The organism is Streptomyces sp. NPDC091387 (genome assembly GCF_044756945.1).
Classification (GTDB): Bacteria; Actinomycetota; Actinomycetes; order Streptomycetales; family Streptomycetaceae; genus Streptomyces.
The window spans coordinates 45876-59029 of the sequence record NZ_JBIVTZ010000024.1 but is presented as its reverse complement, the minus strand read 5'-3'; the positions used below and the strand labels follow the sequence as shown (position 1 = coordinate 59029).

15 protein-coding genes and 1 tRNA gene are annotated in these 13154 nt (G+C 71.0%); 14 read left to right on the top strand and 2 right to left on the bottom strand.

The genetic code is table 11. The annotated features are described in order from the left end of the window. Positions 1 to 28: 28 nt before the first annotated feature. The 9 genes from ACIQM0_RS34860 to ACIQM0_RS34820 all read left to right on the top strand — a co-directional run bounded on the left by ACIQM0_RS34860 (position 29) and on the right by ACIQM0_RS34820 (position 5949). Positions 29 to 268 (top strand): hypothetical protein, encoded by a 240-nt coding sequence (locus ACIQM0_RS34860; protein WP_401294547.1) that lies wholly within the window; start codon positions 29 to 31, stop codon positions 266 to 268. A gap of 282 nt (positions 269 to 550) precedes the next feature. Continuing rightward, positions 551 to 1126, top strand: coding sequence for a hypothetical protein (locus tag ACIQM0_RS34855; RefSeq protein ID WP_401294545.1), 576 nt, complete (start codon positions 551 to 553; stop codon positions 1124 to 1126). Positions 1127 to 1135: 9 nt separating this feature from the next. Beyond that, positions 1136 to 1636 (top strand): tRNA adenosine(34) deaminase TadA, encoded by a 501-nt coding sequence (tadA, locus tag ACIQM0_RS34850; protein ID WP_401294543.1) that lies wholly within the window; start codon positions 1136 to 1138, stop codon positions 1634 to 1636. Between the two features lie 78 nt (positions 1637 to 1714). Continuing rightward, positions 1715 to 1799 (top strand) — tRNA-Ser (locus tag ACIQM0_RS34845). A 489-nt stretch (positions 1800 to 2288) separates the two neighbouring features. Beyond that, positions 2289 to 2453, top strand: a complete 165-nt coding sequence (locus ACIQM0_RS34840) for a hypothetical protein (RefSeq protein ID WP_185092260.1) — start codon at positions 2289 to 2291, stop codon at positions 2451 to 2453. Positions 2454 to 2464: 11 nt separating this feature from the next. Next, the gene (locus ACIQM0_RS34835) at positions 2465 to 2758 is read left to right on the top strand and encodes a Dabb family protein (protein ID WP_362961493.1); all 294 of its coding nucleotides are present in this window, start codon (positions 2465 to 2467) and stop codon (positions 2756 to 2758) included. 179 nt (positions 2759 to 2937) lie between these two features. Next, a complete protein-coding gene (locus tag ACIQM0_RS34830) occupies positions 2938 to 3930 on the top strand; it encodes an RNA polymerase sigma factor SigF (protein WP_401294540.1) in 993 nt (330 codons plus the stop codon). Positions 3931 to 4164: 234 nt separating this feature from the next. Then, the gene (locus ACIQM0_RS34825) at positions 4165 to 5031 is read left to right on the top strand and encodes an RNA polymerase sigma factor SigF (protein ID WP_363023046.1); all 867 of its coding nucleotides are present in this window, start codon (positions 4165 to 4167) and stop codon (positions 5029 to 5031) included. A gap of 57 nt (positions 5032 to 5088) precedes the next feature. Next, positions 5089 to 5949, top strand: coding sequence for a hypothetical protein (locus ACIQM0_RS34820; protein ID WP_401294538.1), 861 nt, complete (start codon positions 5089 to 5091; stop codon positions 5947 to 5949). 30 nt (positions 5950 to 5979) lie between these two features. Here the strand turns inward: ACIQM0_RS34820 and ACIQM0_RS34815 are convergent, their stop codons facing one another. Then, positions 5980 to 6192 (bottom strand): hypothetical protein, encoded by a 213-nt coding sequence (locus tag ACIQM0_RS34815; protein WP_362961489.1) that lies wholly within the window; start codon positions 6190 to 6192, stop codon positions 5980 to 5982. A gap of 563 nt (positions 6193 to 6755) precedes the next feature. On the opposite strand from ACIQM0_RS34815, the gene ACIQM0_RS34810 reads away from it, so the two are divergent. From ACIQM0_RS34810 to ACIQM0_RS34790, 5 genes are all read left to right on the top strand, one after another. Beyond that, positions 6756 to 7277, top strand: a complete 522-nt coding sequence (locus tag ACIQM0_RS34810) for a MarR family winged helix-turn-helix transcriptional regulator (protein WP_401294536.1) — start codon at positions 6756 to 6758, stop codon at positions 7275 to 7277. A gap of 23 nt (positions 7278 to 7300) precedes the next feature. Beyond that, a complete protein-coding gene (locus ACIQM0_RS34805) occupies positions 7301 to 9796 on the top strand; it encodes an MFS transporter (RefSeq protein ID WP_401294534.1) in 2496 nt (831 codons plus the stop codon). 177 nt (positions 9797 to 9973) lie between these two features. Further along, a complete protein-coding gene (locus ACIQM0_RS34800; RefSeq protein WP_401294532.1) occupies positions 9974 to 10792 on the top strand; it encodes a YceI family protein in 819 nt (272 codons plus the stop codon). A 26-nt stretch (positions 10793 to 10818) separates the two neighbouring features. Next, the gene (locus ACIQM0_RS34795) at positions 10819 to 11289 is read left to right on the top strand and encodes a PPOX class F420-dependent oxidoreductase (RefSeq protein ID WP_363023038.1); all 471 of its coding nucleotides are present in this window, start codon (positions 10819 to 10821) and stop codon (positions 11287 to 11289) included. Positions 11290 to 11341: 52 nt separating this feature from the next. Continuing rightward, a complete protein-coding gene (locus ACIQM0_RS34790; RefSeq protein ID WP_401294606.1) occupies positions 11342 to 12283 on the top strand; it encodes an NAD(P)-dependent oxidoreductase in 942 nt (313 codons plus the stop codon). Positions 12284 to 12335: 52 nt separating this feature from the next. Here the strand turns inward: ACIQM0_RS34790 and ACIQM0_RS34785 are convergent, their stop codons facing one another. Then, on the bottom strand, positions 12336 to 13097 hold the full coding sequence (locus ACIQM0_RS34785) for a TetR/AcrR family transcriptional regulator (protein WP_401294530.1): 762 nt from the start codon (positions 13095 to 13097) through the stop codon (positions 12336 to 12338). Between the last annotated feature and the right edge of the window lie 57 nt (positions 13098 to 13154).

The following is a 13154-nucleotide window of genomic DNA, read 5'->3' as shown; positions in this document are numbered from 1 at the left end:
ACGGACCCAGCCTTGGGGTGATGAGCCGATGCCGGACGGGGCACAGCGGAAGCGGGACGGGGCGGACCGCCCCGGGACCGGGGACACGCAGGAGGCCGACGCGCAGGAGACGGACGCGCAGGAGACGGACGCGCAGCGCCGCAGGCGCCGCGCCCAGTTCCTCCGCGAGCTTCACGAGGCCAAGGCGCTGCGCGACCGGGTCCAGCCGCGGCGGGTCAAGGCCGCCCGAATGCGCCAGGCCATGCGGATGAGGACGTTTCGCTGGTAGCCGTCCGGCCTGCGGAAGAACCCCCTGGTGGCGGCGTCGTCGAGAACTGATGGCCGACGCAACGTCCGAACTGCTCTCGCCGGGCCCTCGTTTCTGCCACGATTCCGAATGGGCGGGACGCAGGGCAGCCGGACCACCGACTGCCCTCCCGCCGGACCGACACACCTAGGGTCTTACGTTCGGACCAGGCCGGATCAGGGAGCGGGGTCAGACGCGCGTGCCGGACCCCGCGAGCCCGGCCTGATCGGAACGAGAGGCCCCTAGACCAGTGGGAGAGTCACGGTGTACTTCGCCGCACTGCTCGCGCGCACCGAAGACGGGTGGGAAGCGAGCGACACGGATCTCGACGACGTGGAGACCCTGTCCGATCTGACTGATCTGGCCCGTGAAGCCTCGGTTGACGAGGACACGGTGCTCGTTTTCATCGAGCAGGAGGACGCCTGGTTCGGCGTCATCCGGGTGGACGGTGAGGAGGACCCGCGTATCTACGTCTCCAACGCCTCCGCCGCCGCCCGCTCCTCGTACGGGGAGATCCTGCTCACCGATGAACTGCTCGGCCGCGAACCCGGGGCCGAGGACTCGATTGCCGCCCTCGAAGAGCTCGTCGGACTCGACGGTCCTGAGGACGACGAGCCGGACAACGCCCCCGACCACCACAACGACGACCACCACAACGACACCACCGACGACGATGACGACGACGGGCTCGACGCCGTACCGGCAGGCCCGCTCGGTGACACCGGGGTCCTGTCCGACCTCGGGCTCCCCGAGGCGGAGCTGCTGATGCTGCGGACGGACGCCCTGGTGGAGATCGCGGACGCGCTGGGAGCGGCCGAGGTCCTGGAGACCGTCCGTTAAGGTCCGCGGGTGACCGAAGCACCGCACCCGCACGACCTGCCCCCACCGCACGATCCCGTACGGAACCCGTGGCGGGCGGCCATGTGCCGCGCCCTGGACGAGGCCGACCGGGCGGCGGCGGCCGGCGATGTGCCGGTCGGCGCCGTCGTCCTCGCCCCGGACGGCACACCGCTCGCCGCGGGACACAACGAACGCGAGGCGACCGGCGACCCGACCGCGCACGCCGAGATCCTCGCCCTCCGCCGGGCCGCCGCCGCGCTCGGCGCATGGCGGCTGTCCGGATGCACCCTGGTGGTCACGCTGGAGCCCTGCACGATGTGCGCGGGCGCGCTGGTGCAGTCCCGGGTGGCCCGGGTCGTCTACGGAGCCCGGGACGAGAAGGCAGGAGCGGCCGGCTCGCTCTGGGACGTCGTACGCGACCGCCGGCTCAACCACCGCCCCGAGGTGATCCCCGGCGTGCTGGAGGCCGACTGCGCGGCCCGTCTCACCGCCTTCTTCCGCCACCGCTGACCTGGTATCCCCGCGTCCGGGCGGTGCCTTCGGGAATCGGATTTCGAAGGACGGCCGGGATGGTCTAAGCTCTCTCTCGGTAGCGTGTCCGAGCGGCCGAAGGAGCTCGCCTCGAAAGCGAGTGTGGGGAAACTCACCGAGGGTTCAAATCCCTCCGCTACCGCAGATGGATGAAGGGACCGACCCGTTGGGGTCGGTCCCTTCTCTGCGTTCCGTCTCCCTCGTTCCGCCTGCCCGTTCCGCCTGCCCGTTCCGCCTGTCCCACGGAACGACGCGGGCCCCGGCTCGGGAAGGAGCCGGGGCCTGCGTGCTGTGCTGCTGCTCAGGTCGGGGGAAGCGGCATCGGGGGGACAAGCCGCTCCCCCCGATGAGAACAGGCCCTACCAGCCCTCGCCGCGATCGGGGGGGTGCCGCGGCGAGGACCCCACAGACGGGTCCTGTTCCTCGCCCCGCGGACTTCCTGCCACATCCGCCGGGCTCGCCATCCATCCTGCCTGGCCGCAGAAGCCGCGAGGCCGGGCAAAGGGCCCCGATCTCCGGGTCCTTGGTCCCTAAAGTCCGGATGAGTGATCGGAAACAGCAGGCGGATACGGCCATTCGTGCGGATAGACTCGCCCGACCGCGCACGAGATCGAAGGGGAGCCAGGGGCCGATGGTGCAAGCGAAGAAGATCGCTCTCTACTTGATAGTCGTCTTCGTGCTCTACACGATCATCACGTCCCCGGCACGGGCCGCCGATCTCGTCCAAGTAGGGTTCGAGGGCGTTTCGAGTGCCGCGCAGAGCGTCGGTGACTTCATGTCCGAGCTCGTGAAGTAGGAGTAACCCCCATGATCCGCCATCTGGTCCTGTTCAAGCTGAACGACGGCGTCGAGCGGGACGATCCGCGGGTCGTCGCGGGGGCCAGGGCCTTCCAGGAACTGGCGGACAAGGTCCCCGGGCTGGAGTTCTGGGAGTGCGCCTGGAACATCACCGACCGGCCGATCGCGTACGACTTCGCCATCAACTCCGCCGTCGCCGACGAGGCCGCGCTGAAGAGCTACATCGAGCATCCGGCCCACCAGGCGGCCGCCGGTCAGTGGCGTGAGTTCGCCACCTGGGTGATCGCCGACTACCCGTTCTGACCCCTTCGGCCCTGCGAGCCCCTCACCACAGCGGTGAGGGGCTTTTCTTTGTGTTTAAACCGATTCGAGGCCAACACGGCGCAATAGGGTGCTTGCGCATAGTGGACATGTCTTGTGATGCTATGACCGCTTTTGACGGATGAGTTGACCGAAGTTGACCGCAAAGGGGTGGCGTCACCGTGCCGGCCAGTACAGCGCCTCAAGTGCCTCCCCAGACCGCCCAGACAGGGCAGACCACCCCGACGGCGTCCGCCGTCCAGACGGCACCGACCGCCCGGACGGAGCAGACCGCCCAGCAGCCGCAGGCCGTCCAGCCGCCGCAGCAGGCGCAGTCGGCGCAGCAGCCGCAGACGGCGGTGCAGACGATCGAGACCGAGACGCCCGACGACACCGTCACGCCCGCCCGGACCAGGGGCGCGGACACCAGGGCGCTCACCCAGGTCCTCTTCGGGCAGCTCAAGGGGCTGGAGCCGGGGACGGCGGAGCACGGCCGGGTCCGGACGGCGCTGATCGAGGCGAACCTCCCCCTCGTGCGGTACGCCGCGGCGCGGTTCAGGAGCCGTAACGAGCCGATGGAGGACGTCGTCCAGGTCGGCACGATCGGCCTGATCAACGCCATCGACCGGTTCGACCCCGAACGGGGCGTCCAGTTCCCGACCTTCGCGATGCCGACCGTGGTCGGCGAGATCAAGCGGTACTTCCGGGACAACGTACGGACCGTCCACGTGCCGCGCCGGCTGCACGAGCTCTGGGTCCAGGTCACCGGCGCCACAGAGGACCTGACGACCGCTCACGGCCGCTCACCCACCACCGGGGAGATCGCCGAGCGGCTGAAGATCTCCGAGGACGAGGTGCTGGCCTGCATCGAGGCGGGGCGCTCGTACCACGCGACCTCGCTGGAAGCCGCCCAGGAGGGTGACGGACTGCCCGGACTGCTGGACCGGCTCGGCTACGAGGACCCGGCGCTGGCCGGGGTCGAACACCGCGATCTGGTCCGGCACCTGCTCGTCCAGCTGCCCGAGCGGGAGCAGCGGATCCTGCTGCTGCGCTACTACAGCAATCTGACGCAGTCCCAGATCAGCGCGGAACTGGGTGTCTCCCAGATGCATGTGTCAAGGCTCCTCGCCAGGAGTTTCGCCCGACTGCGATCCGCAAACAGGATCGAGGCGTAACCGGATCGGGAAATCCGCTCCTCGGACGTTCCCGTCGAAACACATGCGGCAAATCCCTTGTTAACTGCACAGAATCCCCCAAGACTTGTCGACAAGTCACTACAGCGTGTTGCCGACATGTGACATTCTGCGGGAACCGCGTTTGCCGCCGCCTCCCCTCCGGTATTCAGGTGGAGGCTGCGTTCCTCCGATGGTCGCGGCCACCGCGACCGTCCGCGACCTCAAGGGGGTGGCATGTCCGCAGAACAGGGCAGCTCGAAGGTGCTCACGCTCACCAAGAGCGCACCCGCACCCGTTGTGCTCACCAGCTCGTCGGAAGCCATCGACACCCGCACGCTGTCCCGCTCGCTGTTCGTGCGGCTCGCCGCACTGGGTCCCGCACCGGGTCCCGATGGAACGGACAGCCCCGAGCGTGCCTATGTGCGGGACACACTCATCGAGCTCAACCTGCCGCTGGTGCGTTATGCCGCGGCACGGTTCCGCAGCCGTAACGAACCCATGGAGGACATCGTCCAGGTCGGCACGATCGGCCTGATCAAGGCGATCGACCGGTTCGACTGCGAACGCGGCGTGGAGTTCCCCACGTTCGCGATGCCCACCGTCGTCGGAGAGATCAAGCGCTTCTTCCGCGACACCTCGTGGTCGGTACGTGTGCCCCGCCGGCTCCAGGAGCTCCGGCTCGCCCTCACCAAGACCAGCGACGAGCTCTCCCAGAAGCTCGACCGCTCGCCGACCGTGCCGGAGCTGGCCAAGGCGCTCGGGGTGTCCGAGGAGGACGTCGTGGACGGCCTGGCCGTCGGCAACGCCTACACCGCCTCCTCGCTCGACTCGCCCTCACCCGAGGACGACGGCGGCGAGGGCTCGCTGGCCGACCGGCTGGGATACGAGGACGCGGCGCTGGAGGGCGTCGAGTACCGCGAGTCCCTCAAGCCGCTGCTGGCCAAACTCCCGCCCCGGGAGCGGCAGATCATCATGCTGCGGTTCTTCGCCAACATGACCCAGTCGCAGATCGGCGAGGAGGTCGGCATCTCGCAGATGCACGTCTCGCGCCTGCTGACCCGCACGCTCGCCCAGCTCAGGGAGGGCCTCATCGCCGACTGACCCGCGCGCAGCCGCGCAAGGGTTCCGAATTGACGGACCGTCAGTCACACTGGCGCGATGCGACGTCAGACATTCGGCCCGCACGGCCGCCGGGGCACCGTGATCGCCGCCTCGGCGGCCGTGCTGTGCCTGGGCGCGACGCTGACAGGCTGCGGCAACGGGACGGGCGGCGACGGCTACACGGCCGTCGGTGCCGCGCGGTCGGCCCCCGCGAAGGCTCCCCCGGGGGCGGTGGCGCCCTCGGGGAAGGTCACGCTGGTCCCGCTGGACGGGGACGGGCGCGGGGGCGGTGGCGGCAAGGGAGACGCGGGCAGTGACGGCGGACGCGGCGGCGCCTCGCCCGCACCGGGCTCCTCGGCCGCGTCCCGCGATGCGGGCGGCGACGGGGATGCCGGCGGCGCCGGGGACGGCGGTGCGGGTGGTTCGGGCGGTGCTGCGGGGCGGCCTGGGACGCCGGGCCGCACGGCGGACGGCTCCGGCACCACGAACGGCACGAGCGGCGGCGGCACGGGCGGCGCGAGCCCCACGGGCGGCTCCGGCCCCGGCGGCTCCGGCTCAGGCTCCACCGGCCCCGCGACCCCGTCCGCGCCGGGCTCCACCGCCCCCGCGGGGGCGGCCGTGCTGATGGTGGGCGCGCCCGAGCGGGCGGCGGCGGACAAGCGCTGGTGCGAGAAGGTCACCGTGGAGTTCCGCAACACCGGTGGATCACCGGCGCGTTCGGGCACCGTCACCTTCGCCACGCACATCATCGGCGGGCTGGGGATCGACTGGGCGACCCGGGAATCGACAGCGCCGCTGCCCGCACCGATCGGCGCGGGAGCGGCGCGGAAGAAGACGTACACCGTCTGTGTGGACGCCTGGCGGGTGCCCCTGGGCATGCATGTCGAGACCCGGGACGTCACCGCCGTCTGGAAGTGACGGATGGGGACGGGGTGACCGGAGGGCCGGTCAGCCGAGCGCGAGCCAGGCGACCGCACCGAGGACGACGATCACCGCGACGACGATGGCGATCAGTCCGGTCCTCGGACCGGACGACACGGCCGCGGGCTGCTGCCGGCGCTGCGGCTCGCCCTCGTCGACGAAGGCGCGGAACATCTGCGTGTTGCCTGCCGGGTCGCTTGTGCCCTCGGGACCCTGCGGGGCGTGGGGGTTGTGTGCCATGTCGCAGGACCCTAGCGAACTCGGCCCGGACGCCCAACCCCCGGGGCGGTGAAGGCGCGAGGCCGCGGCCGGGGATCCGGCGCGGAAGGCGTGGGTGAGGGGCGCGGGCCCCAGGTGCGCGGCGGCGAAGACGCGAAGACGCGGTGCGGAGCCCGCCGGCCCCCGGCGCCGTGCACCGCGCCATGCCCGGCGCCCCCTCTCCCGCACAACACCGTTACGTGACAGGCCACTTGGGGATCGCGGGTGCTCCCACCCGCCGGCCCTCCCGTATATACGCGCGAGGGGCGCTCGCGCACCGCTCGCGGGCGGGGCGGCGTCGCCCCTCGGGCGGACCGGCCCATCCGGAGAGCGGGCTCCGGACCGCGTCACCCGCGCCCCCTGTGTGGCACGACACACATCCACCACTCGCGCACCGCACACGCTGGGGCTTTGACTCCGGCTCTACGGAGCCTTTTGCGTTCCTTTACTTATGCAAGCCCTTTTTCGTTTGCCTGCAGCAACCAACGGCTTCTATGGTTGCCCTAAGCAACAACATGACCGGTGTGAAGATGTCTGGGGGTCCCGTGGCCGCACGGAGTCAGTACGAAGAACTGGCCCGGCAGCTGAGCGCCATCGGCGCAGTGAAACGAGGACTCGCCCGCACCCTGCCGGCCGAATGCCCCGCGGGCTCCGCGGCCGTACTGGCTCTGCTGAGCCGGCACGGCGAAATACGGATCAGCAGACTGGCCGAGCTGCTCGACGTCGACATGTCGGTGACCAGCCGGCACGTCGCCCACGTGGCAGAACGCGGCTGGATCGAACGATCACCGGACCCGGCGGACAAGCGTTCCCGGATCCTGCGGCTGACCCCCGCGGGCGAGGACGTGCTCGGCGACCTGAACCGCCGGTCCACCGAAATGTTCGCCCACCACCTCGAGGATTGGTCCGACGAAGAGGTCGGGCAGCTCAACACGCTGCTGGCCCGGTTGCGCGACAGTTTCTCCTGTCGCAGCTCCGGCGGGTGCGCCCCCGGACGGCACAGCGGCGACTGCCGCACCCGGCCGGCCGACAGCGACGACGGCTCGTACACCCGTACACCCGTGTAACAGAAGCAAAGACAAGGATTTAAATGGCTACGACCACACCAACCGGTGTGCGGGGCGGCCACGCCAAGCACGGAGGGAACGATTCCTCCGACGGCACGCCGATGACACACCGGCAGATCATGGAAGCACTCACCGGGCTGATGCTCGGCATGTTCGTCGCGATCCTGTCGTCCACCGTCGTCACCAACGCCCTGCCGGAGATCATCTCCGACCTCGGCGGCGGTCAGAGCGCCTACACCTGGGTCGTCACGGCCTCGCTGCTGGCCATGACGGCGACCACCCCCCTGTGGGGCAAGCTCTCCGACCTGTTCAGCAAGAAGCTGCTGGTCCAGATAGCCCTGGTCATCTACGTGCTCGGCTCGGTCGTCGCCGGTATGTCGACCAGCAGCGGCATGCTGATCGCCTGCCGCGTGGTGCAGGGCATCGGCGTCGGCGGTCTCTCCGCCCTCGCCCAGATCGTGATGGCCGCGATGATCGCCCCGCGTGAGCGCGGTCGCTACAGCGGCTACCTCGGCGCGGTCTTCGCCGTCGCCACCGTCGGCGGTCCGCTGCTCGGCGGTGTCATCACCGACACCAGCTGGATGGGCTGGCGCTGGTGCTTCTACGTCGGCGTGCCGTTCGCGGCCATCGCCCTCGTCGTGCTCCAGAAGACCCTGAAGCTCCCGGTCGTCAAGCGCGAGGTCAAGGTCGACTGGACCGGAGCCTTCTTCATCAGCTCCGCCGTCTCCCTGCTGCTCCTCTGGGTGACCTTCGCCGGCGACAAGTACGACTGGATGTCCTGGCAGACCGGCGTGATGCTGGCCGGCTCCGTGCTCCTCGCCCTGCTCTTCGTCTTCACCGAGTCCCGGGCGCACGAGCCGATCATCCCGCTGCGGCTGTTCCGCAACCGCACCATCACGCTGGCCTCGCTGGCCTCGCTGTTCGTCGGTATCGCGATGTTCGCGGGCACCGTCTTCTTCAGCCAGTACTTCCAGCTGGCACGCGGCAAGTCGCCGACGATGTCCGGTGTGATGACGATCCCGATGATCACGGGTCTGTTCCTCTCCTCCACCATCTCCGGCCAGGTCATCACCAAGACGGGCCGCTGGAAGGCCTGGCTGGTCAGCGGCGGCTTCCTGATCACGGCCGGGCTCGGCATGCTCGGCACGATCCGGTACGACACCGCGTACTGGCAGATCGCGGTCTACATGTTCGTGATGGGTCTCGGCGTCGGCATGATGATGCAGAACCTGGTACTCGCCACCCAGAACCAGGTCGACCCCAAGGACCTCGGTTCTGCCAGCTCCGTCGTCACCTTCTTCCGTTCGCTCGGTGGTGCCATCGGTGTCTCGGCACTGGGCGCCGTCATGGCGAACCGCGTCACCCACTACGTCAAGGACGGCCTCACGGACCTCGGTCCCCAGGGCGCGGCCATGGACGCCGGCGGCGGGGGCATCCCCAACCTGGACACGCTGCCCGCACCGATCCGTACGGTCGTCGAGGCGGCCTACGGACACGGCGTCGGTGACGTCTTCCTGTACGCGGCTCCGGCCGCACTGCTCGCCTTCGTGATCACGATCTTCATCAAGGAGGTCGCGCTGAGGACGAACGCCGCGAACGACGCCCCGGCCCGGCCGGAGGCAGCGGCGGCGGAGCCGGCCGACACGGCGGTCCTCGCCGAGGTCCCGTCCGGCTCCGCGGCACCGGTCTCCGGGGGAACGGCCGGGGTCACCGCGGCCGACACCCTTCAGGCCGCTCCGGTGGCGACCCTGCAGGGCACCGCGGTACACGGTGTGGTGCGCGGCGCCGAGGGCGCGCCCGTCGGGCACGCCGCCGTCACGCTGATCTCGCTGGGCGGCCGGCAGCTGGGCCTCTCGGCCGCGCGGGCCGACGGCAGCTACGGTCTGGACGCCCCGGGCGCCGGTTCGTACGTACTGATCGCGTCCGCCGACGGCTTCCAGCCGCAGGCGTCCACCGTGGTCGTCGGCGAGGAGCCGCTCGCGTACGACATCCTGCTCGCCGGTACGAGCGGGCTGGCCGGAACCGTGCGGGCCGCCGAGGGCGGTACGCCGGTCGAGGGCGCCATGATCATCGTGACCGATGTGCGCGGCGACGTGCTGGCCACCGGCAAGTCCGGTGAGGCGGGCGAGTTCACCTTCGGTGAGCTGGTCCCCGGTTCGGTGACCGTCGCGGTGAACGCGGCCGGGTTCCGCCCGATGGCGCTGCCCGTGGAGGTCGGCGGCCAGGGTGTCACCCGGGTCGACGCCGCACTGCGGTCCGGTGCGCTGGTGCAGGGTGTCGTGCGGGCCGGTTCCGGTCTGCGGCCGCTGCCGGACGCCCGCGTCACCCTGATCGACGCGGCGGGCAACGTGATCGCCAACTCCACGACCGGGGAGGACGGGGCGTACGCCTTCACCGACCTGGACGCGGGCGAGTACTCGGTCATCGCGACCGGATACCCGCCGGTGGCGGGCGCGCTGACCGTGGCCGGCCGAGGAATCGACGGCCACGACATCGAGCTCGCCCACCCCGGCGAGTAGTCAAGACCCCTGGCGGGACGGCGCTTCGAGCGGAGAGGCTGTCCGGACAGGTGGAAATGGGCCCCGGTGGCGGGGAGGGCAGGCAGGGGACGGCCTGTCGTCCCCGCCCCGGGGCCCGACTCATTGAGTGACCCGTTCCGTGAGCGGAGGGGTCATTGAGCAAGGAGAGAAAACGGGATGGGACTTCGCGCACAGGTACGGACGCGGGACGGCTGGGCCGTCCAGCACGCGGTCGTGACGGTCACCGACATGACCGGTACGCAGGTGCTGCGGGCCGCCGCCGACGAGGACGGGGCGGTGCGGGCAGACGCCCAGCTGTCCGCCGGCGCGTACACCGTGATCGTGACGGCGGTCGGGTACGCGCCCGCCGCCTCGACCGCCCTCGTCACGGCGAGCGGCCGGGTCGAGGCGGGCACGGTGGTGCTGGCCCGCCAGGGCGGTGTGGAACTGCCGCCGCCGGGCGCCTGGTCGCTGGACCCGGCGCACTCCTCCGTGGGCGCTGTCGCCCAGCACCTGGGCATCTCCAGCGTGCACGGCCGGTTCACCGAGTTCGGCGGCCGGATCGAGATCGCCGAGGACGTGCAGCGCTCCCGGGTGGAGGCGGTCATCAGCGCGACCAGCATCGACACCGGCAACGGGATGCGGGACAAGCACCTGCGGTCCCCGGACTTCCTCGACACGGACCGGTTCCCGGAGATCACGTACCGCTCCAGCGGACTGACCCCGGCCGGCCCCGACCGGTGGACCGTGCACGGCGAGCTCTCGCTGCACGGGGTGGCGCGCCCCATCGACCTCGACCTGAGCTACCTCGGCACCGGCCCCGACCCTTGGGGCGGCGTGCGCGCGGCGTTCCGGGCGACGGCCGAGCTCCGCCGCGAGGACTTCGCCATGAACTACAACCAGGTGATCCAGGCGGGCATCTCGGCGATCGGCACGACGCTCCGGGTGGAGCTCGACATCCAGGCCGTGCAGGGCGATTCCCTTCCGGCCGCATAGCCGTCCGCGGTCGTAGGGTCTGTTCCATGGCATCCAACATCGCGACCAACACCGCCGTGGAACTCGACGCCTTGCTGGCGTTCGTACGGCCCCGGCACCGGGCGATCCTGCTGACCACCCGGTCCGACGGCCGCCCCCAGGGCTCCCCGCTCACCTGCGGCGTCGACGACGCGGGCCGGATCGTCGTCTCGACGTACCCCGAACGCGCCAAGACCCGCAACGCCAAGCGGGACGAGCGGGTGAGCCTGATCGTCCTGTCCGACGAGTGGAACGGGCCGTGGGTGCAGATCGACGGCTCGGCCGAGGTGATCGACTCACCGGACTCGGTCGAGCCGCTCGTCGAGTACTTCCGGAACATCTCCGGGGAGCACCCGGACTGGGACGAGTACCGGGCGGCGATGGTGAAGCAGGGCAAGTCGATCATCAGGATCACGCCCGAGCGCTGGAGCCCCGTCGCGACGGGCGGCTTCCCGGCGCGGCTCGCCTCCGATGACTGACCGGATACCGGGCCGGACACCGGACCTGGTGACAGACCTGGTGACGGACCGGATGACCGTCCCGCCGGTCGGTACCGCACATGTCGCGCGGGCGCGGCTGCTGGCCGCGCCCGGCCTCACCGACCCCGTGGTCCGCTCGCTGGAGCGGATCGCCGGGCGGCCGGTGGAGCGCACCGGCGAGGACCCCGCCGTCCCGGACGGTCCCTACGTGTACGTGGGAGCGACGCTGCCCGAGGCGCTGCGCGGGGACGGGCTGCTCTGGTTCCACAGCGTGAACGCCGGTACGGACGCGCTGCTGGACGCCGGGCCGTGGCCGTCCGGGGCGCTGCTCACCCGGACGGTGGGCCGGATGGGCGAGCGGATCGCGCAGTACGTGCTGGCGTGGGTGCTGGCCGACTGCCAGTTCGTCCCGGAGTTCACGGCGCAGCACGCGCGGGCCGAGTGGCGCCGCGTCCCCGGCGAACTCGTCTCCGGACAGACCGCGTTGATCCACGGCACCGGCCGGATCGGCTCGGCCGTCGCGGGGCTGCTGCGGGCCTGCGGCATCCGGACGGTGGGCGTGGTGCGCACCCCGCGCGCGGTCCCGCCCGGCTTCGACGCGGTGGCCGGTCCGGACGAGCCGGTGGACGCCCGCTGGGTGGTCGCCGCGCTTCCGCTGACCGGGGAGACGGCGGGCCGCTTCGGGGCGGAGCGGTTCGCGGCCATGGGCGGCGCCTCGTTCATCAATGTGGGCCGGGGCGCGACCGTGGACCTGGCGGCGCTGGAGGCCGCGCTGCACGCGGGGACGGTGGGGCGGGCGGTGCTCGACGTGCTGGCGGACGAGCCCGCGGGGCCCGGTGACCGCTGCTGGCGGCTGCCCCGGACGGTGGTCACCTCGCACTCCGCGGGCATCACCGCGGACGACGACATCGTCACGGACTTCGCGGCGTGCCTGCGGGACCTCGTCGCGGGCCGGGTCCCGGCACTCGCCGTGGACACGGCGCGCGGCTACTGACGCCGGACGCGGCCCGGGAGGGCGGGGTGCCGCCGAGGGCCGCGGCCCCCGGCTATCCCCGTCCGCGCATCGCCTCGATGCCCGCGATCAGCAGGTCGAGGGCGAAGGTGAAGTCCCGCTCGCGCATCTCCTCGACGGTGTCCCCGCCGCGCGCCTCCATCAGGCTCTGCGAGGACGCCATCAGGTCCTTCAGCTGCGGCTGGGCGCGGATCGTGCCCAGCGCCTGCCGGTAGAAGTCGTCCTGGCTGAGCCCCGCGTCCGCGGAGCGCTGCACGACGTGGCCCTCGATGGTGCCGAATCCGTACACGAACTGGAAGACCGCCGACATCGCGCCCGTCTGGTGCCGCAGCGGCAGCTCGGTGGCCCGGATGACGTCCTGCATGGCGTACGAGAAGAGCAGCGAGTGTGGGCCGATGTTCAGGAAGTTGCCGGCCAGCGCCGACGCCCAGGTGTGCCGGACGAGCAAGCTCCGGTAGCTGGTGGCCAGTTCGCGCAGCCGTTCGCGCCAGTCGGCGTCCGTGCGCGGGGCCGCGATCTCGGCGAAGACCGAGTCCAGGGCCAGCTCCAGCAGGTCGTCCTTGGTGTCGACGTACCAGTAGAGGGACATCGCCGTGACGTTCAGTTCGGCGGCGAGGCGGCGCATGGAGAACTTGGCGAGGCCCTCGGCGTCCAGCAGCCGGACCGACGCCGCCGTGATCCTCTCCCGGTCGAGACCGGCCGGCTGGTCGGATTTCCGGCTGCGCGTCGGTGCCCTGCCGTCGAGCCACACACTGGTCCTGGCAGGGTTCTTCACGCGATCGGCCGCGGACACCATGGCGCACTCCCTTGTCTCGCCGGCGGGACGAACCGGGTACGTACTCCCTGCCCAAAA